The 24,802-nt window shown below is 60.3% G+C and carries 27 protein-coding genes and 2 pseudogenes; 8 read left to right on the top strand and 21 right to left on the bottom strand.

Translation table 11 applies throughout. The features are described from left to right. Nucleotides 1-2: 2 nt before the first annotated feature. The 5 genes from RG2_RS01630 to RG2_RS01610 all read right to left on the bottom strand — a co-directional run bounded on the left by RG2_RS01630 (nt 3) and on the right by RG2_RS01610 (nt 3,581). Nucleotides 3-806 (bottom strand): GvpL/GvpF family gas vesicle protein, encoded by an 804-nt coding sequence (locus tag RG2_RS01630; protein ID WP_033231559.1) that lies wholly within the window; start codon nt 804-806, stop codon nt 3-5. Beyond that, a complete protein-coding gene (gvpJ, locus tag RG2_RS01625) occupies nt 806-1,216 on the bottom strand; it encodes a gas vesicle protein GvpJ (protein WP_033231560.1) in 411 nt (136 codons plus the stop codon). The genes RG2_RS01630 and gvpJ overlap by 1 nt, the downstream gene beginning before the upstream one ends. After that, nucleotides 1,213-2,388 (bottom strand): SRPBCC family protein, encoded by a 1,176-nt coding sequence (locus tag RG2_RS01620; RefSeq protein WP_371851290.1) that lies wholly within the window; start codon nt 2,386-2,388, stop codon nt 1,213-1,215. Before RG2_RS01620 ends, gvpJ begins: the two co-directional genes overlap by 4 nt. Next, a complete protein-coding gene (locus RG2_RS01615) occupies nt 2,385-3,020 on the bottom strand; it encodes a hypothetical protein (protein ID WP_033231561.1) in 636 nt (211 codons plus the stop codon). The genes RG2_RS01620 and RG2_RS01615 overlap by 4 nt, the downstream gene beginning before the upstream one ends. 297 nt (nt 3,021-3,317) lie before the next feature. After that, complete coding sequence (locus RG2_RS01610) at nt 3,318-3,581, bottom strand: hypothetical protein (RefSeq protein WP_230589987.1); 264 nt, start codon at nt 3,579-3,581, stop codon at nt 3,318-3,320. A gap of 164 nt (nt 3,582-3,745) precedes the next feature. Here RG2_RS01610 and RG2_RS31690 point away from each other — a divergent pair, with 164 nt between their 5' ends. Beyond that, a complete protein-coding gene (locus RG2_RS31690) occupies nt 3,746-3,997 on the top strand; it encodes a hypothetical protein (protein WP_033231563.1) in 252 nt (83 codons plus the stop codon). Nucleotides 3,998-4,170: 173 nt separating this feature from the next. Here RG2_RS31690 and RG2_RS01600 read toward each other — a convergent pair whose 3' ends face one another. Further along, a complete protein-coding gene (locus tag RG2_RS01600; RefSeq protein WP_033231564.1) occupies nt 4,171-4,365 on the bottom strand; it encodes a CsbD family protein in 195 nt (64 codons plus the stop codon). 68 nt (nt 4,366-4,433) lie between these two features. On the opposite strand from RG2_RS01600, the gene RG2_RS31685 reads away from it, so the two are divergent. After that, the gene (locus RG2_RS31685; protein WP_155276674.1) at nt 4,434-4,592 is read left to right on the top strand and encodes a hypothetical protein; all 159 of its coding nucleotides are present in this window, start codon (nt 4,434-4,436) and stop codon (nt 4,590-4,592) included. A gap of 762 nt (nt 4,593-5,354) precedes the next feature. Here the strand turns inward: RG2_RS31685 and RG2_RS01595 are convergent. From RG2_RS01595 to RG2_RS31680, 4 genes and pseudogenes are all read right to left on the bottom strand, one after another. Next, nucleotides 5,355-7,523, bottom strand: a complete 2,169-nt coding sequence (locus tag RG2_RS01595; protein WP_033231565.1) for a catalase — start codon at nt 7,521-7,523, stop codon at nt 5,355-5,357. 91 nt (nt 7,524-7,614) lie between these two features. After that, a pseudogene (locus tag RG2_RS32165) lies at nt 7,615-7,838 on the bottom strand (microaggregate-binding protein 1). Nucleotides 7,839-8,316: 478 nt separating this feature from the next. Further along, the gene (locus RG2_RS01585) at nt 8,317-9,972 is read right to left on the bottom strand and encodes an ABC-F family ATP-binding cassette domain-containing protein (protein ID WP_051730250.1); all 1,656 of its coding nucleotides are present in this window, start codon (nt 9,970-9,972) and stop codon (nt 8,317-8,319) included. Nucleotides 9,973-10,301: 329 nt separating this feature from the next. Beyond that, the gene (locus RG2_RS31680) at nt 10,302-10,442 is read right to left on the bottom strand and encodes a hypothetical protein (protein ID WP_165826228.1); all 141 of its coding nucleotides are present in this window, start codon (nt 10,440-10,442) and stop codon (nt 10,302-10,304) included. Nucleotides 10,443-10,460: 18 nt separating this feature from the next. Here RG2_RS31680 and RG2_RS32160 point away from each other — a divergent pair. Further along, nucleotides 10,461-10,631: pseudogene (locus RG2_RS32160) on the top strand (CorA family divalent cation transporter); the annotation flags it as partial. A gap of 170 nt (nt 10,632-10,801) precedes the next feature. Next, nucleotides 10,802-11,527 carry an alpha/beta fold hydrolase gene (locus RG2_RS01575; protein ID WP_033231568.1) on the top strand — a complete coding sequence of 242 codons (726 nt, stop codon included), beginning with the start codon at nt 10,802-10,804 and terminating at the stop codon, nt 11,525-11,527. A 55-nt stretch (nt 11,528-11,582) separates the two neighbouring features. On the opposite strand, the gene RG2_RS01570 is transcribed toward RG2_RS01575, so the two are convergent. Beyond that, complete coding sequence (locus RG2_RS01570) at nt 11,583-12,029, bottom strand: hypothetical protein (RefSeq protein WP_033231569.1); 447 nt, start codon at nt 12,027-12,029, stop codon at nt 11,583-11,585. Nucleotides 12,030-12,233: 204 nt separating this feature from the next. On the opposite strand from RG2_RS01570, the gene RG2_RS01565 reads away from it, so the two are divergent. Then, entirely contained in the window at nt 12,234-12,557 is a 324-nt protein-coding gene (locus RG2_RS01565; RefSeq protein ID WP_033231570.1) for a hypothetical protein, read from the top strand. Nucleotides 12,558-12,767: 210 nt separating this feature from the next. Continuing rightward, entirely contained in the window at nt 12,768-13,340 is a 573-nt protein-coding gene (locus RG2_RS01560; RefSeq protein WP_033231571.1) for a hypothetical protein, read from the top strand. Between the two features lie 124 nt (nt 13,341-13,464). Here RG2_RS01560 and RG2_RS01555 read toward each other — a convergent pair whose 3' ends face one another. After that, complete coding sequence (locus RG2_RS01555; RefSeq protein WP_072782255.1) at nt 13,465-13,827, bottom strand: FAD-dependent oxidoreductase; 363 nt, start codon at nt 13,825-13,827, stop codon at nt 13,465-13,467. Between the two features lie 63 nt (nt 13,828-13,890). On the opposite strand from RG2_RS01555, the gene RG2_RS01550 reads away from it, so the two are divergent. Continuing rightward, a complete protein-coding gene (locus RG2_RS01550; RefSeq protein ID WP_072782253.1) occupies nt 13,891-14,277 on the top strand; it encodes a hypothetical protein in 387 nt (128 codons plus the stop codon). A 233-nt stretch (nt 14,278-14,510) separates the two neighbouring features. Here the strand turns inward: RG2_RS01550 and RG2_RS01545 are convergent, their stop codons facing one another. Next, on the bottom strand, nt 14,511-14,942 hold the full coding sequence (locus tag RG2_RS01545) for a hypothetical protein (RefSeq protein ID WP_133637938.1): 432 nt from the start codon (nt 14,940-14,942) through the stop codon (nt 14,511-14,513). Nucleotides 14,943-15,373: 431 nt separating this feature from the next. Between RG2_RS01545 and RG2_RS01540 the strand changes: the two genes are divergently transcribed. After that, the gene (locus RG2_RS01540) at nt 15,374-16,072 is read left to right on the top strand and encodes a type 1 glutamine amidotransferase domain-containing protein (protein ID WP_033231573.1); all 699 of its coding nucleotides are present in this window, start codon (nt 15,374-15,376) and stop codon (nt 16,070-16,072) included. 86 nt (nt 16,073-16,158) lie between these two features. On the opposite strand, the gene RG2_RS01535 is transcribed toward RG2_RS01540, so the two are convergent. The 8 genes from RG2_RS01535 to RG2_RS01500 all read right to left on the bottom strand — a co-directional run bounded on the left by RG2_RS01535 (nt 16,159) and on the right by RG2_RS01500 (nt 24,775). Continuing rightward, nucleotides 16,159-17,613, bottom strand: coding sequence for an aldehyde dehydrogenase family protein (locus tag RG2_RS01535; RefSeq protein WP_033231574.1), 1,455 nt, complete (start codon nt 17,611-17,613; stop codon nt 16,159-16,161). A 96-nt stretch (nt 17,614-17,709) separates the two neighbouring features. Continuing rightward, entirely contained in the window at nt 17,710-18,228 is a 519-nt protein-coding gene (locus RG2_RS01530) for an MTB12 C-terminal domain-containing protein (protein ID WP_033231575.1), read from the bottom strand. A gap of 69 nt (nt 18,229-18,297) precedes the next feature. Then, complete coding sequence (locus RG2_RS01525; RefSeq protein ID WP_033231576.1) at nt 18,298-18,651, bottom strand: hypothetical protein; 354 nt, start codon at nt 18,649-18,651, stop codon at nt 18,298-18,300. Next, nucleotides 18,648-19,355 (bottom strand): ABC transporter ATP-binding protein, encoded by a 708-nt coding sequence (locus tag RG2_RS01520; protein WP_033231577.1) that lies wholly within the window; start codon nt 19,353-19,355, stop codon nt 18,648-18,650. The genes RG2_RS01525 and RG2_RS01520 overlap by 4 nt, the downstream gene beginning before the upstream one ends. Further along, entirely contained in the window at nt 19,352-20,065 is a 714-nt protein-coding gene (locus RG2_RS01515) for an ABC transporter ATP-binding protein (protein WP_033231578.1), read from the bottom strand. Before RG2_RS01515 ends, RG2_RS01520 begins: the two co-directional genes overlap by 4 nt. After that, a complete protein-coding gene (locus RG2_RS01510; protein WP_033231579.1) occupies nt 20,043-22,166 on the bottom strand; it encodes a branched-chain amino acid ABC transporter permease in 2,124 nt (707 codons plus the stop codon). Before RG2_RS01510 ends, RG2_RS01515 begins: the two co-directional genes overlap by 23 nt. Beyond that, nucleotides 22,166-23,557 (bottom strand): ABC transporter substrate-binding protein, encoded by a 1,392-nt coding sequence (locus RG2_RS01505; protein WP_033231580.1) that lies wholly within the window; start codon nt 23,555-23,557, stop codon nt 22,166-22,168. The genes RG2_RS01510 and RG2_RS01505 overlap by 1 nt, the downstream gene beginning before the upstream one ends. A 378-nt stretch (nt 23,558-23,935) precedes the next feature. Next, nucleotides 23,936-24,775 carry a mycofactocin-coupled SDR family oxidoreductase gene (locus RG2_RS01500; RefSeq protein ID WP_033231581.1) on the bottom strand — a complete coding sequence of 280 codons (840 nt, stop codon included), beginning with the start codon at nt 24,773-24,775 and terminating at the stop codon, nt 23,936-23,938. Nucleotides 24,776-24,802 lie beyond the last annotated feature (27 nt).

Below are 24,802 nucleotides of genomic sequence, written 5' to 3'. Positions count from 1 at the left end.
GGTCAGCCCTCCGGTTTCTGTGTCACCACAAAGTCGTAGGCCGCGAGCGGGCCGAGCAACCGCATCTCGACCCGGCCGTCCCATTGCTGCGCCAACTCGCCGACAATGTTCTCGAGTTCGTCTTGTCGTGCGACCTCGACGAGCACCGCCACTTGCGCGGCTTCCTCCTCGTGCGTGGGTTCCCGCACATTGAGGAAGTCGGTCAGCGCTGTGAGCGCATCGACCACCGCGCGAGTGTCTTCCTCTCGCTTGGCCACGATGGCGTTGCTCACGATCTCACCGAGGGCCATCCGCGCGTCACGAGTGACCTCTTCGGGCTGATCACGGATAGTGTCCCGCAGCCTGCTCGCCTGTTCGTTCTCTTCGATAACTTCCCGTAGGATCGCCTTTTCGACGTAGCGCCCCTTCACGATGTACTGCGCGAGTCCTTCGAGTTCTGCCAATGCTGCGGCGAACTCGTCGGCGTGTGCTGTGAGTAATTCGTCCTTCACGGCGTCAGTGTCGGTGAGGACCGCCCCGAACCTCAGGGGAAGAACGGGTGCAACGCGAGCAGTTCCGTTCAACAGATTCGCGTGGGCTTGTAGGTCCTCAGGCTTACCCAGCCGTCTGTCTACCGAGATTTCGCTGACGAGCGCGGCAATGTCGCCGTGTGTGACTATGCTGACCGCCTCGTCACACACGCCGACCGCGTCCTCTCCGGCCTCCACATCTGCAGGCACGATGCCATACACGTAGATCCCGCTGGTTCGAGGCTCCTGGCGCGCGTCGGCTGCTTGGTTCGAGGTAGACGTATTCGACGTGGACATCATCGGTCACCTCGGCTCGACTTGCGTGAAACTCGTTCGCGCTCAGGCTCTTCCTCGCCACCCCCGAGGATTCCGCCGAGCTTCTCACCAGCTGCTTCGAGCGCGCCCTTGGTTTTCGATTTGGCACCGCTCTCGGTGACATCCCCGACCAAATCCGTCAGTCCCTTGGGTTCATCGCCGATCTCGAGCCGGTTCACCGCCTCCGCGAACCGCAGATAGGTATCGACACTGGCGACGACTACGCGGGCATCAATGGTCAGCAGTTCGATACCGACCAGGGAGACACGCACGTAGGCGTCGATGACCAGGCCCTTGTCGAGGATGGTGTCGATGACATCGGCGAGGCTACTCGAACTAGGCCCGCCGCCGACTGCGCCGCCACCACCTCCCGCGGGTTGTATCGACGTCATCGTCGTGCTCCCTGCTTCGAACCCGCGGACTTTGCTGCCGCGGTCTTGCGTGGGCGGCCTCTACGTACCGGCGCCTTGTCCTCACTCGCGGGCGCAGTTTTGCGGGGGCGTCCTCGGCGTACCGGCGGAGGCGGTGGCTCCTCCTCGGGCTCTTCCTCAGGTTCCTCGTCCTCGTCTGTTTCCTCAGGTTCCTCGTCCTCGGGCTCTTCCTCAGGTTCCTCGTCTTCGTCTGTTTCCTCGGGCTCCTCGTACTCGTCTGTTTCCTCGGGCTCCTCGCCCTCATCCAGTTGTGTTTCGTCCTCCTCGGCCTCCACGACCTGGCCGTCCCGGATTTCTCCGCGCCAGCCCTCGATGTCATCGGGATGGAGAATGGCCTGCGTCATGACGTGACGTTGAAAGTGCTTGAGTTCCAACCGTGCTCGCCGTCCAGGCGCACGCCACAGGTTTCCCGTCTTCTCGAAGAAACCCTTCGGTTGATATTCGAGGATCACGAGGATGCGGGTCAGATCTGGCGTTACCTCGTGGAACGTCACCGCTCCGTCGACGTAACCTTTGGCACCCTTCGAACGCCACACGATCCGTTCATCGGGAACCTGTTCGAGGATCGTCGATTCCCACGTTCGGTGCGACAGGAAGACCTGGGCCTTCCACTCGAGTTTCTCGTCCGATTCCTGCTCCACTCGTTCAACCTTCTTCATGAACGACGGAAAGTCGGTGAACTGAGTCCATTGGTTGTAAGCCAGTTGAACAGGGACCCCGACATCTATCGATTCGATGATGTTGGTCAACTTGAGCTTCTTGCCCTTACCCCCGCCCTTGCCTCCACCGTCACCGCCGCCGGTGACCGCGTCCTTGACGTCGGAAGCCCTGTCCTTGACCATCTGCTTGGCGCCCTCCCAGCCACCGCTCACGGCTGACTTGAGGGGTGACTCACCGTCATCCGATTTCTCGGAACCGGTAACAGCGGCGAGCAACCCGCCGCCGCCACCCTCGGCGTAGTCGTTGAGCCTTTCCGAGGTGTTCGACACAGTTTCCGAGACCGACGACAAGGCACGTTCAGCCACCGCACCGAGTAGCTTTTGGAACGAGTCCTGTAACACGCTCGACGAACTGTGTCCGTCACCCGGTATAGCTTCTTGTAGTTTCTTCGCGGCGTTCGTCATCGTCATCATCTCCGTGAGCGTCGGACTGGCGCAGAGTCCGTTGCGGCTTTAGCTCGTGTTCTGTGGCTGCTTTCGGTAGCCTCTTCTCCCTCACCCTTGTCGGACTTGGTCTTCCGCGCCGAACTACTGGATCGGGTGCTGCCGGTACTCGAGGTGCGGCGGCGCGGCGCCGGCCGCTTGCGTGGAGTCGACTCCTCTTCCTCAGGTGCGTCGTCTTCCTCCTCGTCGCGTTCCTCATCGTCGCGCTTGTCGTCCTGCGAGTGAGCGCTTTTCTTGCGGCCGAGCCTCCGGACCCCTGCGACGTCACCGACGGCGTCTGAGACGTCATCGACAGTGCCCGATACGGAGTGACCGCCCGCCAACAACCGGTTACTCAGAGAATCGATGCGTTGACTGGCAGCGGTGACTGCTGCGGCCTTCGCTGCGCTGACCAATTCTTCCTTGACCACGTCGCCGATCTTGGCGGCCTCCGGCGATTTTGCCAGCATCTTGGTGCCGCGTTCCAGCAAGTCACGCGGTCCGCCGGGGAAGCGGCCAGTCGCGCCCGCGGCCGCGAGCATCAACGCCATCTTCATTCTGCGGGTGCGGCCCAGCATGTAGCCCGCGCCGACTGCCAACGCCACTTGACCTTTTGCTTTCATTGTCGAACCCCTTCGCCGAGTAGTCATAGCGCACCTCTTGCCAAACGTCGGCAATGTGTCGCAGGACGGTTCTCGGAGGTGGGCCGCACAACCGTGTGCGGTAAGGGTGCGCATTTCGACTACCCTGCCCGTAGGGCACTCAATCATCAGCAGAACACTTGATTCGGCCGAGTGTTGGTTCCCGCTTTGCACCAGGCGGCCATCGCCGAGTATGTGGGTCGTGCGTGATCACCTCCGCGACCGTGTCGATGGGACTGACGTGCGCGTTGTTGTTCAACAGCTTTCGACGGTTGTGGCCTATTTGGCGGCGGCTCGCACCGCTGCGATCACCCCCGCGACAATGAGCGCCAGCACGAGGACGACGAGCAGCACCGGCCCGAGCAGGAGCGCAAGGGCAAACAGGAGGACGAGCATGACTTTCGTTTTTCCACTCAGTCCTGACACCATGCCTTTGACCGCGGGCAATACAGGATTCTTCCCCGTCAGAACTGCCCGGACGCCTGCCAGCCCCGCTGATACGCCCGGCCCGTGGGGTGTGGCCCCTTCGACAAAGGTCTTCATCCTCTCCTGGAGCTTGCTCCTCACCGCCCCTACCCGATCCTGCACCGAATCAGCAAGGTGAGTGTGGGTTTTCAACCACTCGAGGGCGGCCTCGACCGATCGCCACACCGGACCGCGAGCAGTGCCGGTGGAGACGCCTTCGGGCGCAACCGTGGCACCTTGCTGTGATTGCCGCGGCTTTGATCGTCGTGTCGGCTCCGCGCGCTTTGATCGTCGTGTCGGCTCTTCGCGCCGTGGTAAGCCGCGACGAGATGCGACGGTGGTCGAATCCGCAGTCGCCTGCCGCGCCGCCAGGGCTTGCGAAGATCCCCACCCCAACCTTGGTGAAGCCTTCGACGTCCGCGCCGAACGCGACGTGGCGGACACACCTCGCGTGGCACTACCACCGGCTCTACTGCTGCGTGCCGTGCCTGTAGTGGGTGTCGCGCCCGTACGTCGCGTCGTGGCCGGTGCAGCCCGTCCTCTCGTATTCTGTTGTGCACTCATACTTCTCGCCTACTCTCGCGTGCACAGGCACCTCGCAGCGCGATCCTGACGTGCACCAGGATTGATTGCTTATTACCCCAACTAATGACGGTGCGGGACCAAGTCAGTGCTTGAAGATGTGTTTGACCTTCTGGCCCGCCTCCTTGAGCTTGTCGCCGGCTTGTTTGGCCTGGCCCTTGGCCTGGTCTGCGCTTCCCTCGGCCTCCATCCTTTCATTTCCCAGGCTTTTGCCGACAGTCTTCTTGGTAGCGCCCCCGGCAGTTTCGGCCTTGTGTCGGATCTTCTTCACGATGCTCATGGCGTTTCTTTCTCTACGGCGATCGGCGGCCGAACGGTTTTGCCCAGTCGTCTTCCCCTGGATCGCCCATGGTGATCGACGTCGTAACTGCAGACTCCGAAGTTGCCCGCTATCGGATGTGCATGACTGCAGTTGCTCAACGGGCGCGCGACTGCAGCGGTCGCCGCGAAAACCAGGACGACCAGTCCGAAGACGATGAGCATGACGGCCTCCCGGCCATGGCGTAATGCCTAGTCAACGCCGCATTCTGCAGCGCGTCAACACCGTAGGTCTCGCTGATGGCCCCGGGGTGAACCGTCCGCGACACCAGGTCACTCAATTACGTTGATCAGCAGCGCGATTCCGTCATTTGTCCGGAGCGCGCAACAATGCGCGGACCCTCCGTATGAAGCGCCCCAAGTTTGCTACGCGTGAAATTCGTTCGCTACATTTTGCGAACGCAGCGAGGATCGCCTCGGAAGTCTTGGTCCAGACGAAAGGTTTCGGGTTCTCCCATCTCCGCCGCGAGTGCTCACAGCTTCCGTACGCGCGATCCGGAACGCGCCCGCGGCGGACGCGCGTCGAGATAGGTCGCGCAGTAGGTGGTCACTGTGTGCGGCATTCGCCCGCCTCACAGACTCACCCGGTGGGGCGTTTCCGGCCTCAGGAGCGTACACCAGCATGAGACGCGAAAGTTACTGCACTACAATATGATATCAATCTAGTCGCGAAATACCTGCGGCGTTTCCGGAAGGTGCCGGCATGCACCTCGACATTGCGACAGGATCTTCACGATGATGCTGTCGACCCCTGCACCGGGCGGATTGTCGATCCGGACAGGGGGCTGCGCTCGCCGTACGTCTCGGTGGCTTCACAACGAGAGGTCCCCCGCCCGGCGCCCCGGTAAACCCAGGAAGCAGCTAAACCATGCGTCACAACGTATATATGGGTTCGACTGCTTTCCTGGATAGGCTGACCAGTATCATCCCGCTTCGACGGACCGTCCCGTGTCAGGCGGTCGGTGGTACCTCGAAGCGCTCCCATACCCGGTGCGTCTTCAAGAGCTGGGCGACTGCGGCCAGAGCCGCTTCTGCATCCGCATCAACTCCGACGCCTGGTGCAGCCTCGTCGATACCGGCAGCAGCGAGCACACCCGTGTTCTCACCCCAAACGCCAATCGCCTTGCAATGTCTGTACATTTCGTTGAGAAGCGTGTCAACACGGGGATCCAGCTTGTCTTCGTCGATCCTGAACGCGTCACCGCTCAACAGGATTGCGTCGAACTCGATCGAACGCGCTGTGAGATACGTCCTCTGCACGGTCACCGCGTTCTTCCCCTCTCCGATCGTCCCTCCGTGCGGTCCGAGGACAAGCGGCACCATACCGGCGTCGACGATCTTCTCGCGCACAGAGGCGACGGTATCCAGATCGGAGTTCTCGTCGACGGCCAGCGCGATAATCCTGCCGTCGACGGGCCATTCCGCGCCCACTTGCGAGAGCGCTGGGCTCGGCTCCGAATCCTCCAGTGGCTCTGTAGGTTCGGGGACCTCGAGCCCGATCCCCCTCGCCACCGTCTTGGCGAGCACTGGGTCGATGTTCGCCAAAATCTCCAGATTCCGAATCTTGATGTTCTCCTCGAAGCACTTCCCCAATTCGAAGGTATATGCCCCTGCGACGTGCTCCTGCTCGATCGGAGACAGACTGCGGTAGAACAGACGCGCCTGCGAGAAGTGATCGTCGAACGTCGCCGGTGCCTGACGCACCTTACGGCCTGAAACTTCTTCGGGCACTTCGATGTAGGCGGCGCTCTCTGCCGAGGCCAGGAACGGGCAACCCCCATCGAGCGAATTGGGATGGTACGGCGCTACCCCGGTGTGGACCCCGTCCTGGTGGAAGCCGTCGCGAAGCATGTCGTTGACGGGTACATGAGGACGGTTGATCGGGATCTGATCGAAGTTGGGACCGCCGAGACGCGTGATCTGAGTATCGAGATACGAGAATAAACGTGCCTGCAGCAGAGAATCATTGGTGATGTCGATACCTGGCACCAAATGGCCCGGATGGAATGCAACTTGTTCGGTCTCGGCGAAGAAATTGGTGGGGTTGGCGTCGAGTGTCATCGTTCCGATGATCTGAACCGGCGCAATCTCCTCCGGAACGATCTTCGTGGGGTCCAGCAGATCGATGCCTTCGAACATTTCGTCTTCGGTATCCGGAAACACCTGAACCCCGAGATCCCAGGACGGATACGCGCCGGCTTCGATGGCATCCGCGAGGTCGCGGCGATGGAAGTCCGGGTCTACCCCACCTGCTATCTGAGCTTCCTCCCACACCAGCGAGTGAACGCCTGCCGCCGGTTTCCAATGGAACTTGATCAAATTCGTTTCACCGTCGGGGTTCACGAGTCGGAACGTGTGGATGCCGAAGCCCTCCATCATGCGATACGAGCGGGGGATGCCTCGATCGGACATATTCCACAACGTGTGAGCGGTCGCCTCGGTGTGAAGGGAAACGAAATCCCAGAACGTATCGTGCGCGCTCTGTGCTTGCGGGATCTCACGATCCGGGTGAGGTTTCGCAGCATGAATGATGTCGGGAAACTTGATTCCGTCTTGAATGAAGAAAACCGGAATGTTGTTGCCTACCAAGTCGAAAACACCTTCGTCGGTGTAGAACTTAGTGGCAAAGCCGCGTGTGTCTCGCACGGTGTCCGCAGAACCTCGAGAACCCAGCACCGTCGAGAATCTCACGAATACCGGGGTCCTTGCGCCCGATGCGAACATGGCTGCTTTGCAAATACTTTCGGCTGCCCCATTAGCCAGGAACGTTCCGTGTGCAGCGGCACCACGTGCATGCACAACCCTCTCAGGAATTCTCTCGTGATCGAAGTGAGTGATCTTCTCGCGAAGGTGGTGGTCTTGAAGGAGGGTCGGCCCCCGCTCACCTGCAGTGAGTGAGTGGTCGGTCTCGTACAGTCGCGTCCCCGTTGCAGTAGTGAGATATTCACCCCGCTGCCCGCGGCCGTTACCCTTCACCTTCTCTTCTGCGCCCGCAACAGTGCGCACCTCAGGCTGTCTCTGGTCGTCCTTGGGAGGCAGCGGTTGGCGGGGCTTGACAGGCTCGCGCAGGTCCGGCGTTTGCGAGGATGGTGCGCCTGGGACGGATTCAGGTGACGGCATTGAACAACTCCTCTTGATTACAGGATGGATCGAGCAACCGAGCACTTCGGCTCAGGTACGCCCCGAACCGAGGGTGACGAGTGGGCCTCGACTATTGCTCGGACCGTTGTCGTGCTTGGTCCGCGGCCGCTTCCGCGCGAGCTTTCTCGGCTGCTGCTTCATTCTCGGCGACTTCCGCTGGCTCTCGGCCTTCTCCCGCTAGGCTCGTCCTTCCCGAGACAAGCTGTCGTTACCGCTGACCACACCAGAAGCTTCCTTCGCCTTGCCCTTGACGCCTTCGACGCCTACGCAGGGACTGCTCCTGTCCTCCGGCATGTGAATCCTCCAGTTTCGATACGGAGACATATGTTGCGATTCATACACTCAAGGCACTACCCGAAGCTAGATCTGACAAACATCGGTGTCAGTCAAGGGATCGGCGCCGATGGCTTCGCGGCCCGATTGACGTCACTCGACAAGACTATAGCCACGCTTGACGTGCTTTCCTTAATCGCCGAACGGCAACAATGGAGGATCGCCTGAGGCCAAGTAGACACGTGCGAGAATGCCTCATTCGACTCGATCGGGTCGGTATTGATCGGTCTCGGCGCTTCGATGCGCATTCGGTTTTTGCGGGTGGCGGGCGGGGTCGGTTGTTGGGCGGTGGCACCGCGAACGTTCAGGACGTTCGGGATCTCAATACGGGAAGCAATCCCTGAACATCGAGAGGCATTCGTACACATCAGCTTTCCCATTGCGACGCGGTGAGATCAGCGCCGCAACGATGAAGATCGCTGGTATCGGAATTGTTTGCTCATACCGATTCCCCGCTCAGGGCCGTTTCAGTCAATTGCAGTGGGGGCCAGTCGTCGACGTCGCGAAGAAGTTGGCGATCGTGGGTGGAGAGAACGACCGCGGCGTAGGTCGCGGCCAATGCCTCGGTGAGTTCGTCGACGAGGGCGACTGAGAGGTGGTTCGTCGGCTCGTCGAGTAGGAGCACATGCGGCTTGCCGGCTAGTACCATCGCGAGGTCGAGACGACGTTGTTGTCCCATCGACAGTTCACCGATCCGCTTGCTCGACTCACGCGCGCGCAGGAGGCCGAGGTGCGAGAGCCCGATTGCATCGGACGGCTCGAGTGTCCCCGCTGCAATGAGCGCGTCGAGGTGAGCGGCATAGACCTCACCCGCCCGCCTGTGCAGGGGCAGATCGGTTTCCTGACGGAGGTACCCGAGACGGGTGCCCTGCGACCTCCGGACGGAACCCGTACTCGGTTGCAGTTCACCGGCTACCACGCTCAACAGCGTCGACTTCCCGGCACCGTTGGGGCCGGCTACGACGAGGCGATCGCGGCGAGAGAGCGTAAAGGAAACCTGGCAGCCCAAGCGCGCCGCTACGCAGACCCGATCCGCACTCACCAACACCTGACCGGCTGTTGTTGCTAGTTCAGGGAACCGAAATTGCTGGGGTGGTTCCGGCACCGTCACCGCGTGCGCTTCGAGCTGCTCCTGGCGGCGATGAACGCTCTGCACGAGCCCGCCCGCGCGCGTCACGCGACCGTGCTTGTTCGTTCCCTTCTCCGGTCGCCATCCAGATTGGAGACGGTTCTGCGCTGAGCTGAGACTGTCTTTCAGTCGGGCATGTTCGGCTTGTTGGTGGTCGTACTTCTGTTCCCAGAGTGTACGTTCGGCGAGGCGGCCCTCGCGGTAGCCGGCGTAGCCGTTGCCGTACAGGCGGATCCGGTCATCGGGTGAGGGGTCGAGGTCCACGATGGTCTCCGCAACATCGGAGAGCAGTGCGCGATCGTGGGTGACGACAACGACGCCTCCCTGGCGCTCTCGGAGCCGCACAGTCAGGAATTCGAGACCACTTCGGTCGAGGTGGTTTGTGGGCTCGTCGAGTAGCAGAAAATCGTCATCGGCACCCAGAAGGCAGGCCAAACGTACGCGGTATCGCTGCCCCACAGAGAGAGTGTCAAGCAACCGGTCAGGATCTGTTTCTGCGTCGAGCGCTTCGAGGGCGATGTGCACCCGTCGCTCGGCATCCCAAGCGTTCAGCACTTCGGCATATTCCAATGCGGCCGAGTATCGCTGCGCGCCGTCGGCGGTTCCATCGGATATCGCGAGTATGGCGGCGTCGAGTGACGCCAGCGCCGCGATTGATTCGGCTATCGCCTCCGCGACTGCTTGACCGACTGTTCGATCGTCGTGTGCCGGCATCTCCTGCTCCGCGACACCAAGTGTTCCGATGCGTTGCACCGTGCCGGAGTCAGGACTGAGGGTTCCGTCGAGTACGTGGAGGAGGGTGGATTTCCCTCGCCCGTTCTCTCCCACAATGGCGATACGCGATGTAGGAGTGACATTGAGGTCGACGTGGTTCAAGACCGGGTTCGCACCGCGCATCACCGATACGTCGGAAGCGATCAGCTGGGCGCGTTGGCGCATGGATTGAGGGTTCGTAGAAGTGAGCATTCGGATCCTTAGAGAAGGCCCACCGGCTGCCAATGGCAAACAGGTACGCCGAAGACGGCGACCCCACGCAGGGGTCGATAACGAGCGGCCGCCGCAAGCTCGGATGACTCGACGAGCGCGGAAGGCCTTACTCAGCCGTCTTAGAGAAAGTACAAATGCACGTCCCAAAGGTAAATGTATTAAGAACCTTTTGCAAACGATTTAGGCGGTTCCGGCTTGGGCACAAGGGGACGCCGGCGGCTGGATGTCGTCTATTCCACTCGACCGAACGAGCACCGCCCCAAGGACAGCGTGCAAACCGAGGTTTCTGCCTCGAATCGCTTTGCGTGTCAATCGAACTCCTCGGCTGCGACTGTGGTGAATACCTGTGAGTGCAAGTCGAGTTCGGCATCGATGGGTAGGTGTGGAATGTGCACGGCGAGAAGCTTGACCTCGTCCTCTCTGATCGGTTGGTCGGGTCCGAGTGGCAACGGGTACCACCTGAAATCCTGGATGCTTGGGCCGCAATACTATTCACACCCACCTTGATCTGCGCCATCTACTGCATGAACTTCGACACCATGCCAGAGCTGCACTGGACGTTCGGATACCCGCTCGCCTTCGGTCTGATGCTGCTCGTCGCCCCGAGTGGAAATCTCGGCCTCGGTGAACACCGATAAATCTGTTGGCGAAGACGACGGCCACTGCTATTCTCTCCTCGAAGCCGTGCGAGAGAACGAGGAGGTGGTACCCGTGAACGTATCGACGTGGGTGCTCCTTCTCAGGGTCACGGTCGGGCGATAGGTCGTCCGGGAGCGCCGTTCAACGAGCACTCCCGAAAGGCACGACCATGCACTTCACTACCGAACGGCGCCTCGAAAACGGCAGCCTCGAACGCGATTTCACCCTCGGCGAGATCCCCGGCACCCTGTGGACGCCCACATCTTCGCCGGCGCCACTGATCCTGCTCGGACACCCCGGCGGACTCCGCAAAATGTACCCCCGGCTGGCGGGACGAGCCCGGCACTGCGTGGCGAACGGCTTCGCCGCGGCCACCATCGAGCTCCCCGGGAGCGGTGACCGGCCCCGATCAACCGAAGCCGAGCAGGCCCGCGCCGATCTACATCGGGCGCTGACGGCCGGCGAGCCGGTTGACGAGAAGATCATCGACCGACTGGTCCTCCCGCTGGTCGAGAAGGCGGTCCCGGAGTGGCAGACCACCCTGGACGCCCTGCTTTCACTGCCCGAGATCCGCGGCCCTGTCGGGTACTCGGGTGGGGTGATCGCTATCGGTATCCGGCTGGCTGTGGTCGAACCGCGAATCGTGGCCGCCGGTCTCTTCGCCGGGAGTTTCGTGCCCCGCGTCATGTTCGACGAAGCCAGTCAGGTCACGATTCCCCTGCACGTTCTGTTGCAGTGGGACGACGAAGGAAACGACCGACAGTCGGCACTGGACTTGTTCGACGCCTTCGGATCCCAAGAGAAAACGCTGCAGGCCAACATGGGTGGGCATACTGGCGTCCCGCAGTTCGCGGGGGACGATGCTGGCCGGTTCTTCCTCCGCCACCTCCAGTGAGGCCTGGCCGTCAGAGCTGGCGATAAGCGGTGTTGGTAAAGCCCAAGGTGTCAATTCAGTTGTCGGGATCGACCGTGAGTGTGGGCACTCGAACAGCGAGTTGGCGGAGAATCCCATTGAGTGTGTCGGTAGCGTCAATCAACAGCAATTCTGCGGCATCGGGTGTTCGCCCGCGAGCTGTCAAGGTCATTCCAGAGCGATCAGGTGCCCGAGTCACGGTCAATGCTCTCGAGTAGTCGGATACTGTGCCACCGTGTGCGGCCGCGAGCCGATTACTCATCATCCCAACCAGTTCCGAAGAGTCGAAGCTCTCGTAGGCAATGTATCTGGATTGATACGTATCGACTACATGCGCAGACGGAGGAGGAACACTGAACTCTACGAACGCGGTCTTCGTGAAGGTGATCGCCTTTGTCCACCAGAGAAGTCCGAAGACAACTACCACAACAGCGATGAGCGCCAGCAGTACCGGGCGGAGTCGCTGCGAGTGAAATACTCCCATCGGTCAGTTGTACCGGTCTCCGTCACGGACGACGCTTTAGCGTGGACACGCTGGCACTCCGGCCATGTCGCATCGAACCATGTTATTGCCCGCCTCCATAGACCAAGACGGGCGGACAGCCCAGAGTCGGAACAATCGCAAGTCAGGTGAAGTCGGCTGCCCCAGCAAGCCATTCGGTATGGTCCAGAGATGATAGTGCTTGGTGTGATCTTACTGATCGTTGCAACAGGTTTGAACTGGCTGTACGCAGTGCGGTTGTCGACGATCAATGCCGGGCGTCGACTGCCGATCGTCACGGGGCAATACCCGATCAGGCCGCCTCTGCGTGTGTCCGCTCTTCGAGGCGTCGGTGCCGGTGTTTCGATACTAGGTGCATTGATACTGGCACAAGAACTTTGGTTCGATCGGCCCCTACTTGGATCGCTTCTCGGTGCAGTCCTCGCGGTATCAGCCATTGTGGTTCCCGCACTGATCGCTACCGTTGCACACAACGGGCCCCTTCGTGCGCGGCCACAAACTAAAGCCTAGAGTTCTGCAGACTCCGCCCAACACAGAGATATCCAGGCAGTAACAGGCCGGGGCGGGCACTGGGTAGCGTCGTCGGCATGAACCCGCTGAATGTCGCAGGACGCGCTCGCACGATTGTCATGCAGATCGACTAACGCATCAAGAGAACTTCACGTACGCATCGGGGTCACGTTCCCACGACAATAACCATGCCAGGTGCATACTCCTATAATGACCGTCGATTCCGAATTTGCTCTACCGCAGTTTCTTTGGATGGTGCTCATCTTCGTCGGAGTGCCCACGATGATCAGTGCAGGCATCATCTCGTCAATCTGGCGATCAGAGCGAACTAGACCCGAGCAATCGTCGAACCGATCCGCAGCTACGCAGCCAGCCGGCGGGGGTCCGCTGGGGCTGTGGACTACCGGCCTGGTCGCGTTCTTGCTGGGACTTCTGTCCTGTGTGGGCTGGCTGAGCTGGTCCGTCGACTATCGGGGCGAGTTCCGTAGGCCCGGCCTGCCGGCACCGACCCAGTTCCCCACTTGGCAGGTGGTCGCCTGCGGAATAACCGTGATTCTGGCATGTTTCGTCGCTGCACATTTCTCGCGTTGGACCACGGCAGGTGGTTTCGCCGCCGCTGTAGGTACGACCGCAGGATTCACGACTGCATTCAGCGTTGCAGCCAGTACTGATGCCACCGGCCAAGCAGGCGTAGGCGTGGTGCTGTCCGCGCTTGGATGGGGCGCTTGCCTAAGCGTGCTCATGCTCCTGCGTGGTATCTGGGTAAACCGACAACGCGACTAGAGATCCTATCCGGAGGTATTTGTATACGGCCGCAGTTCTTTCCAGCCCTTCCTCGATATGGTTGACGCCGTAGCCCGCAGATTCTCGTACAGCGAACCTGAGTCAAGTCGGCAGCGAAGGCAAATCATGCTTGCCCGACGCGGGTTCGGCCCGTTTCCCGGGAGTTGGCCACAAGCGGAAACGCATATGCTGCCATTTCGGCTTGATAATCAGCGACCGCTTCAACCAGCGACGCGTGAGGGCTCCTGGCTTCACAGAGCGTCCGGGTCAACTCGGACGCGTCACGCATCGCGGTGTTTGCTCCCATCGCCAGTACCGGACTCATCGCGTGGATCGCATCGCCGATTAGCGTGACGCGACTCGGTTCCCAGTCACGTACAGGCGCCGCGGTAGAGATTCGAAGAGGCAGTACACATTGCTCGGGATCTTCCCCATCGCAGCACTCGTCGGCGTCGCCGTCGCAAAACGGAAGACAACAGAGCGACACCGAAATCCGCTACCGTTCTTCGACTCTCCTGAGCGGGTTCTGGACGAACTCGCACGGAGATGCATGATCGACTCGTACGGGCTGATCACCCGTCAGTTCAACAATCGTTCGCGAACGACGTGGACCAAGATTGTCGACATCCTGGTCGGTCACTACAGACAGCAGTACACAATTCCACTGATTCGCGAACTGTGGGTCGGGCAACATCTGAATGCGAGCATCCGTAGTCTCGACCAGATCTGGTGCGACGAGATAGCTGTTCTCGTCTTCGAGCAGTTCGAAATTCACGCGCCACGCTTCAACCGCTTGTCACACCTACAGTGCGCCATTGCCGTCGAAATTATCGAGCGACTTGCTCAGTACGCCTTCCGGACCAACCCGTCCGGCGACGAGACGGTACTGGCCGAGTCGCACGACGCACTTCGCGAGTACTTTTCATCCTTTGAATAGGTACCACGCGTACGAGTCGGTCTACGCGCACGAATCAACACGACGACCAGGTTCCGGCGCTTCACCCCTTCGCGGAGAATCCGTCTTGTGCGCAATGCATTTCGCGTCTACTTCCGCGACTGAGTTCAGCAAGCGTTATACAGCAACAGGTCTCACACCCGTGAGCGCCATAAGACGATCGAGCACCGCTTTGAGTCAGACGCAGTGGGCCGCCACTACCCACGAGTTTCCGCTCAGAACCTTGCAGTGAGATTTGGGTTTTGGGGATTCTCGAAAATCCGAACAGCTTCTGCAACAACGGCGTAGGCAAAATCCGGAACTTCAGCTTCAGCCGGCAGGGCTGACAGCTTTTCCTTCGTCAACGGAGAATTGAGTGCCCGAAGTGGTGTCGCGGCTTGCCCCATCCACGGGGCGAATACCTCGACAGCAGTCGTGTCCGCGATACCGAGGCGTCCGATTTCATCGACAACCTTGTCGAATGTGAGCCACACTTGGTCTCCCAATTGCTCGGCAAAGAGTGTGTACGAACCCCATGACCATTGGGCACGTTGGAGATTCGCAGTCAGCCTCACGGCGCCGCCGGCCGCCACGCCTCGTAGTTGCCCGTCTTCCCATACCCAATCGACTTCGAGGTCGGGGTCGATACTTTTTTGCGGCGTGGTCATTTCGATCGCGTTCGCTCTCTTCGTTTCCTTGCACTTGCGCATTTGTCGAGGCACCGGTGTACCTCTATTGCGTTCCTTGGATCACGACCCATGCAATCACGAATGCCGGCCGCTGTGAACCGAAGTTTCGATGCCTAGCAGGGTTTACATCGAGGTTTGCGCAGGTATACGCACTTTCCGCCGGTTAAAATTGAGACCCGACTGTAACATTCGGACATCGTGGAATCGCTCGCCGATCAAACATATTGCAGCAGAAACACATTAAGGATTCTCTGCGCACAAAGCTGCTCCGCAACTGCGGAGTAGACATGACACATCTCACCGAAGACGGCCGATGCGGAATTCTCTCCGGACCAGTGTGTTGCATTGACTGACGCTGTTTTGCCGATTGGGCCTGTCTTCGGGTCCTGTCTCCAACGAAAGGTTGTGCAATGACCAAGTTGCTGTTTGCCGTCACCTCTGCAGATCACTGGACGCTCAACGACGGGACCGCCCACCCCACCGGATACTGGGCCGAGGAGCTGGTCGAATCTCATAAGGCGTTCGTCGATGCCGGGTACGACATCGTGATTGCAACACCCGGCGGCAAGGTCCCGGTTGTGGATGAAGGAAGCCTTGCCCCCGAGGTCAATGGAGGTCAGGAGGGCGCCGACCGTATGCGCAAGTACATTGCCGATCTGCAGCCGGCGCTGAACTCGCCCCACATTCTCGAAGATATCGACGCCGACACCTTCGACGTGGTCTTTGTTCCGGGCGGGCACGGGCCGATGGAGGATCTCGCAGTGTCCACAGCCTTCGGCGAGCTTCTGGTGAAATTCTTGGACGCAGGCAAGGTTGTCTCAGCAGTCTGTCACGCACCGGCAGCGTTGCTTCCCGCACGCAGATCCGATGGAAGCTGGCTGTTCGACGGCTACAACCTCACCTCCTTCACCAACGAGGAGGAGACCCAGGCAGGTTTGGCGGACAAGGCTCCGTGGCTGCTCGAAACGAAGCTACGCGAGCAGGGCGGCAAGTTCTCGAATGCCGAGGCGTGGTCCCCTTACGTTGTAGTGGACCGAAAGTTGTACACCGGACAAAATCCCGCGTCGTCCAAGCCCCTCGCAGAGCGAATCATCGCGGACTTGAGCTGAGCGAAATCCCTAAGCGGGGAGCCATGCATGCCCCGCTTAGGGAATCGTCATGTGCGAGAGCGCTTTTCCATCGCACGCAAATTGATCTAGATCTGGGTGTAAACCGACTTCGTCTTCATATATCCCTCGATGCCCTCTCTGCCGTGCTCGTAGCCCCATCCGGACTGCTTGTATCCGCCGAACGGCATAGCGTGGTCGAAGACCATCTGGCAGTTCAGGGTGACAGTTCCGGCGTCCAGTCGCTTCGCGAGGCGGTGAGCACGTCCGACGTCCGAGGTCCACGCCGTGGCAGCGAGCCCGTATGTGGTGTCGTTTGCCATGGCAACCACTTGGTCATCGTCGTCGAACGGCATGATCGGAACGACGGGTCCGAAAATTTCCTGCTGATAGAGCCGCATGTCGGGCCTGACATCGGTGAGGACGGTGGGATGCACGAAATAACCCGGCCGGTCGATCCGGGATCCGCCTGCCACTACCTCGACACCGTCGCGCTTTCCCTCTTCGACGAAGCCCATGACTCGAGTGAGCTGCTTTTGACTGATGAGCGGACCGATGTGGACGCCCTCATCCTTAGGCCCGCCCAGCTTCAGCGAATTGGCAATCGCCGCAATGCCCTCCACGACCTGATCGTAGACACCGCGCTGAACGAAGATGCGTGAGCCGCTGATGCAGCCCTGACCGGAGTGCACGAAGATACCCATCGCGGCACTCAGGATGGCCGTGTTCAGATCGGCGTCGTCATAGATCAGTACGGGTGACTTGCCGCCGAGCTCGAGCATGACCTTCTTGAGGTTGCCACTGGCTACTTGCACGATCTTCTTGCCGACTTCGGTGGATCCCGTGAAAGCGATTTTGTCTACATCGGGATGCTCGCTCAGTGCCGCGCCTGCAGTGTGGCCGTAGCCGTTGACGAGGTTGACGACACCATCGGGCACGCCGGCCTGAGCCAATAACTTAACCAGTAGCAGTGCCGACAGCGGTGTTTCTTCGGCAGGCTTGACGATGACGCTGCACCCTGCGGCAAGGGCTGGAGCAAGTTTGGCGCACGCGTTGAAGATCGGGCCGTTCCACGGGAAGATCAGCCCGACGACACCCACGGGTTCCTTGAGCGTGTATCCGTGCATATTCGAATGAGCACCAGTGATCCCGCCGGTCATGTGCACGTCATGGGCGATGCCATTGACCTTCGTGCACCAGCCGCCGTAGTACCGGAAGAATTCGGCACTGGTCCCGACGATGGAATGCGCCTGAACGAATGGCATCCCGGTGTTGATCGAATCGAGCTGGGCGATCTCAGTTGCGTATTCGTCGATCAAATCGGCAGCGCGCCAAAGGATTTTAGCCCTTTCACTGCCGGGGAGACCGTGCCACACACCGGCCTCGAAGGATTCGCGCGCACGAGAAACGGCTTCCTCGACCGCCTTTGCCCCGCCATCGGTGAACTCGGTGATCTGTTCTTCGGTCGCCGGGTCGATGACCGCAATGACTTCACCGGTGCCCGGGAGATTGCGTACCTCGTCCATGATCGATTGGAGTGTCATTCTGACTGCTTTCGGGTAGTTCGAAACTTGAGTCGATATCGCTGGCCGATTGGGTGATCGAATAGCGCGCCTGGGTGAAGATTCGGGCTGTTGGCACTAGCAGCCGGGAACGGTGGCCCCACTCCCCTGGATAGCCATCAAGGTGCAGTACGTCGTTGCGGAGACCTTCCAGGTACCAGCTTCCTGTACTGCCTCACCGGACTGGTCGGGAAGTACGGGAGTACCGCCCATCACGAGTGTCCATTTGACAGAGGCGTTGTCGGCGCCGGCTGCGGTGACGCCTTCTACGGTGGCAGTAGTTGCCATCGACTGCGGATCAGCGGCCATCGCTTCGAGCGTTGGGAGAAATACATCGCCGTTCTCGAGCAGGGCGGCACGCGCGGCAGGGGCGGTAGTTCCATTGAAGAAGGTGATGTACGCGTCCGTGATTTCTTTGGTCGCCGCAGCGGACGCCACAGCGCTGGTTGTCGCTGCTGCCGGCGCCGAAGAACTTGTCGCCTTGGTTGATGAGGTGGTCTCGCTCGAACTGTCATCGGAGCTGCTACAGCCCGTCGCGAATGTAGTGACGATGAAGGCGCCGACGATCAGGGCTCGACCGATTACAGATTTACGCATGGTGAATCCTTTCCGGTGGACGGAACGGTTCCGCCACCACATGTTTCGAACTCCTGGCGTGTCAGAAGGTCACGACTGTTCTCCGTCGAGGGAGGGAAGTCTCGTTGCAAGTGCCAAGTCGTAAGATTGGCGAGCCATCCAGAATCTCAGGAAATTGGTCAGTGAATAGCGCAGGAAGATAGCAGCTCCGTTGATTCCTACGACTATTCCGATCACAGCGACAATGATGGCGTCGCGTTGAACAAGCGGATCAGATGTGTTGTGTGACAGAAGATAAGCCCCCACTCCCAACGCCGGACCCAGCACCATCAGCGCGATTCCGAGTCGCAGCCAGAGACTGGACCGGCCCGCGGACGGGTCGGGAATCTTCAAATCGGCAAGCTCGCGGGAAAAGCGCTCTGCGCGTGTTTCAGTCGTGGTCATGTAGAACTCCCTAGGTAGAGGGTGGCAAGTTCGGTGCGCAGTCCGTCGTCCGGGTGACCCTGCTTTTCGATCCGACCTCGAACGAGAACTGCAGCATGGTCAGCGAATTCGAGTACGGCGTTCGCGAACTGTTCGACGAGTATCACGGCGACACCTTGCCTCGCTATCTCGGCGACCTCCTCGTAGAGTTGGCCGACGATCAAAGGCGCTAGTCCCATGGACAATTCGTCGAGCAGAAGCACAGCTGGTTCGGTGGCCAAGCCGCGAGAGAGAGCGAGCATCTGCTGCTCGCCACCGGACAGCGTTCCGGCAATTTGTGAAGCTCGTTCCGCGAGGATGGGAAAACGAGTGAATGCGACCTCTTCGATCTCGTCACGAGACCGACCGGTGAAGGTCATCATCGACAGATTGTCCCGGACGGACAGATTGGGGAATACGCCGCGCCCCTCGGGGATGAGACATACACCCGCGCGCGCCAATTCCCGCGGTGATACTCCGGTCATGTCTCTGTCACAGAACAGGAGCTGTCCTGAGGTGATCGTATGGACACCGGAGATGATGCGCAGCGTGGTGGTCTTGCCTGCACCGTTCGGACCGAGCAAAGCCACTACTTGCCCTGGTTCGACTGCAAGATCGATGCCGTGCAGGACAGCGATATCGTCGTAACCCGCGCGGACGCCGCGTAGTTCGAGAACGGGACTCATGATTCCCCCAGATACGCTGCCAGAACCGCGTCATCGCGCCGGATCATCTCGGGTGGGCCGACCGAGATGATCTTCCCGAGATCGAGCACATACACCTGATCGCACACGCTCATCACCAATTCCATGTCGTGTTCGACCAACAAAACCGCTGTTCCCTGATCCGCCAGTGATCGCAGCAGCACCGAGAACCGTTGTGTCTCTTCGGGGTCCTGCCCGGCAGCCGGTTCGTCGAGAAGAATGACGGACGGGTGCACTGCCATTGCCCTCGCCACCTCGACGAGTCGTCCCATGCCGGTCGACAGCGAGTCGGCGGTGACGGCGGCCACCGCAGCCAATCCCAGTCGATCGATGATGTCGTCGACAACGGCTGTCGCGTTGCGTCGTTGCGGCCCAATTTCGGCGGCAACGAGGAGGTTGTCTCTGACGCTGAGGCGACCGAAGAGTTCGAGGCGTTGGAACGTCCGTGCCAGGCCGTGTTTGGCGCGCCGAGACGGTCCGGCTCGGGTCACGTCGCAGCCACCCAGGAACACACTTCCCGTGGCTGGCTTACGGAGTCCGGATATGACGTCGAACAGGGTGCTCTTTCCGGCACCGTTGGGTCCGATGAGGCCGGTGATGTTGCCTTGTTCGGCGGTCAGTGAAACGTCGGTGAGTGCATGGTGGCCGCCGAATGTGACCGTGATGTCCTTAACTTCGAGCTGCGATGGCACGATCGAGCACCTCCTCGTCTTCCGTAGTCCAGGGGCGCTCCAGGCCCCACCACTCCACCGGAATCTCCCGCTGCGCCGGAGCCTCCCGTTGCCTCGATACACCCCAACTTCGGGCTGCGAGAATTCCGGCCACCGCCCCGATGATCAGCACGTACCCGTTCACGACATCGACGAGTCGCAGAATCCACAGCGCCCCAATCCAACCGAGCAAGGCAGCCATCACGACGGGGTACCGAAGTGCGGGCTCCCAACGCCGACGCAGACTGGGTACGAGTCCATCGTCGACAGCGCCGGAACTGTATGCCAAGCCGGCAGCAGCGGGCAGCGTCTGCACGAGGTTGGCGGCCGCCGGCCACAACGCCACAATTGCATTGAGAGGACCGGCAATCATCGTTCCGGTGAAGAGTCCGTTTCCGACCACACCGAGTCCACCGACTACGGCGATCAGGAAAATACCTAGTCCGGCAACAAAACTGAACTGCTCCGCCGAGATCGACATCAGTTGCATTCCGTACAGCGCCCCACCGAGACCGGCAATGCCGGCGGACAGCGCAAAGACCAGCATTTTCGTCAGCAGCAAGCTGCCTCCCAATGTCGCAAACGCTGCCTCGCTGTCGCGCAGTGCAATCAATCGTCGGCCGAGGCGCCCTCGCCGGAGCATTGCCACGCCCAGTGTGACGAGCGCCAGACACACTGCTGAGAACACCGTCAGTTCTGCCGGGGTGTCGATCGCGAATCCGAACAGTCGCGGGCCTACCAATTCCACTGAACCCTGATCAAACAGTGTGATCTCCGTGCCGAACACCTCGAAAGACGGCAACGTGAAGATCCATCGGTCGAAGATGGCCGCGATTGCCGCCGTCCCGAGCGCCAGGTACACCCCTGAGAGTCGCAGCGCGGGCACTGCGATCACCGCACCGACAATGCCCGCGATGACCATCACCGCCAAAAGTGCCCACCATTGCCCATTTCCGCCCAAGCGTGCACAGACGATCGCCCCGACCCCCGCCATCGTGAGCTGTGCGAGCGAGATCTGACCGGCGTAACCGACTAACGGAACGAAGGACAACGCGATGACGCCGAATGCGAATATCTGTCCATAGGTGATCAGATCACCCTCCCCCAGTACGGTGGCCAGAATGAGTCCGAACGCGACGATAACTCCTGCGAAGGCGATTGTGCCGCGAACTGTCGGTAGCGGAACTTGACTGAGGTGACGGTCGCGTCTCCGAAGTCGCCCGTGCGGAAACAGCAACAGCGCGAGCAGCAACAGAATTGCCGGCGCAGCGAGTCGCAGCCCGGGAAGGTAGGGACTCTGCGGTAGGTAACCGGTGAGGTAGCTTTCCATGCACCCGACGACGATCGCGCCGACAAAAGTCATCGGCAAGCTCTTCAACCGTCCGAATATCGCTGCGGCATAGGCACTGACAATCACGAGTGACAGTTGGGTCGCATCGAGGGCGACCATCGGAGCGATGAGAATGCCGCCGATTGCCGCCAATACCGTCCCCAGAATCCAGGCAACCCGGTTGGCGCGAACCGGGTCTGCCCCGGTGAGACCCACCAAGGCACGGTCATCGACAGTCGCTCGCATTTCGGTTCCGGTTCGAGTGCGCAGCATCAGGATTCGCAACCCCGCCGCGACGACGACCGCTACCAGCATGGTGATTGCCTGGTGCCAACTGACCGTCGCAGCACCGATCTGAAAAGAGTCTTGCTCGGCAAAGAACTTGGGAAGCGTGCGTGCCTTGTTCGGACTCCAGATCCATCTCGCGAGCGCAATCAGACCGCTCAGCAAGGCGATCGTCATCACCAGCTTCTCGGCCTCACCAAGGGCTTGGACCGGCCGCACCAACAGTTCGACTAGGAGCCCGAAAGCTGGTGCCAGAACCAGAAGTACGGTCGCTACCGACAGCCACACCGGCCAACCCCAACCGACGCTGAGTTGCCAATAGGAGAAAGCCGCCATCATGCCCGTCGCGCCGTGTGCGAAGTTGAACACGCCGGTGGTCGTGTAGGTAACCACCAATCCGCTGCCGATGATCGCGTAGATCGCCGCAGTGCTCAGCCCGACGATCCCAAAGGAGATGAACTGTTCCATTATTCGAAATCGCCGATGCTTTTACCGACTTCGGCCAGGGTCATCGGCGTCCCGAAGTCAGCTGTCAATTTACGAGCGGGGATATCGCAACGGTAGAGACCGTTGTCGGGATTGAAATCAGCTGCCTCCCATCCGTCAGATGTCGCTCGCTCGACGTTGAAGCACGGCTGCGGCGGGATAGGATTCGCCAAATCGTTAGCGACATGCAAACCTCCCCCGGTCCAGGCAGTTTCGGCGACAGCTGCGTTGTAAAGGCACGAGCGGGTGAGATCGGCACCGCAACTGGCGGCCGACTTCGCGAACAGCAACCACGACGACATGGCGAGCATCGACGGAAGTGTGATCTGCGCGTCCGGGGCGTACTTCTGGTACATAGCCTTGAGCTCCGCCACCGCTGGCTCGTCACTCTCCAATGGCGCTACCCCGCTGAGAGATACGAGATTGTTCTGGAAGTCCGCGGACTTCCCCAACAGTTCGATGAACGAGGCGTTATACGCATTGTTGTTGGCATCGATCCAGTCGAGCTTGTAGTTCATGCTGGTGAGGACCTCTTCGAGCTTGGCCAACTGATTGAAGTCGCCCATGAAGATCAGACCCTTGACGCCCTTGCTCTTGATCGCCTGAGCGTATGGAGTCCAGTCCGAGACACCCATAGCTGGATAGAGCTCGTCGTAGATGAGCGTTGCACCGGTCGCTGCGAGTGTTTCTGCGGTCAAGGCACCAATTGCCTTGGTAACCGCCGAATCACCGTTGATGATCCCGACGGCGGCTTTCGAGTCCGGGTAGGCCTCGTCAGCGATCCAGGTCCGAAAACCGTTGTAATTGTCGTATCCGGGAACCATGGTCGGTGACGCACTCACCTCCAGGTCTGCGCCGGCAGACCGTGACTGGACAGCCTGCGCGGGGAAACTCGGCAACATACATGTCAGCCGGTCCTTGACACCGAGAGCATCCAACGCTGCGCCGCCGCCGACGAGAGCAAAGTCGTCACGACAGGCTTCGATCATTCTCTGACGAACTTCCATCAACTTCGAATCGCGGATGTTGGCCACAATCCGGCGACCGTTGATGCCGCCGGCATCGTTACACCACGACGTGAAAACCTCTGCCGCGTCGGCAAATTCCGTGTTCTTGTTGAAACCCATGTCGGAGAAGACTCCGACAGAAATTTCCTCCGCGGTCACGCCTTGGGCCGGTGCGCCCTTGACATCGCCAGGCTGACACACGCCTCGAAGGTCGCCGAAGTCGCTGGAGGCGGCCGCAGCGCTCGTTCCGCCATCGTCGGCGCCCTCAGCCGGACTCTCGCTCGAACTTCGGCCACTGCATCCGGTGACGGCTGCCGCTACCGCCACCACGGCGAGGAAGGCAGCGAGTGTTCGTTGTGGTTTCACAGGTCTCCTACATTTGGTCAAGGCGGTCAACTGACGGAATCGACAGATCACCGTGCATTCCTTGACATGGCACGTGCGTAAGTGAGAGTTCCGCTGCTGAGAGGGAGGATTGATCCGGTGATGAAGCCGGCTTCCTCGGGAAGGCAAGGAAGCGCAGGAAGCGGCAATATATTCCGGCCGACCGAGCAGCATTGATACTGCGACGAATTCAGGTGATACGGGTCGACAGTGTTGCCCGTGGGTGTGGACGCTCTTTGGCGGCACACGCCGCGGTTAATCGCGACGTGCCAGGTGGCTTTCTGTCATCGCTGTCGGTACCGGGCCCGCACGGAGTGGAGTGCACAACCCGGTACCGAAACGTAAAGCGGAATGTCACTGCTACTTGAGGTTGCTACCGGCATCGATGGTGAGAGGAAGCCCTGTGACGTAACGGGATTCGTCAGAGGACAGGAACAGCACAGCATTGCTGACGTCCTCGGGCTCCACCCAGCCGATCGGCAGTACATGCATGAACTGCGCGGCGGCCTTCAGATCCTCCGGTCCGGGACTCTCGAGGTCGGGACGGAACATCTTCATCGTTCCCTCATTCATGAACATCGGTGTATTCACGTTTGTGGGATGAATGGAGTTGACCCGGATGAAGTGCTCTCCCAGTTCGACTGCGAACGTACGCATCAGCCCGACCACACCGTGTTTCGCGGCGATGTACGGACCCATGTGGGCGTATCCCTTCAGACCTCCCATCGAACTGGTCAGAATGATCGACCCGCCGCGACCGCCCTCGATCAAGTGCGGAATACCGGCCTTCACCGACTTCCACACACCGGAGAGATTGATGTCCATCATCTCTTGCCAGTCCAGTTCACTGGTCTGGTCGAGGGTAGGGCCACCGGTTCCGATTCCGGCGTTGGCGACGATGATGTCGAGCCGGCCCAATTGCTCGACGCCGCTGTCCACCGCAGCTTTGAGGGCGTCGAAATCGCGGACGTCGACCTCCGCCGTCACGATGCGACGGTTGAGTCCTTTGATCAGGTCTGCGGTTTCGGCCATATCGGCCGGCTCAGACGGGGCTATCTGGGCGTTCGGTCTGATCGGTCCGCAGATGTCGATGGCAATGATGTCCGCACCTTCTTGTGCCAGTCGCACCGCATGACTGCGTCCCTGACCACGTGCCGCGCCGGTAACGAACGCGACCTTGCCCTCTACTCTGCCTGCCATGAAATTGCCTCTCTCGGTTGGGACATC

Source organism: Rhodococcus globerulus NBRC 14531, assembly GCF_001894805.1.
GTDB lineage: Bacteria > Actinomycetota > Actinomycetes > Mycobacteriales > Mycobacteriaceae > Rhodococcus_F > Rhodococcus_F globerula.
The sequence above is the reverse complement of the archived record's forward strand: the minus strand, read 5'-3'. Positions and strand labels throughout refer to the sequence as shown.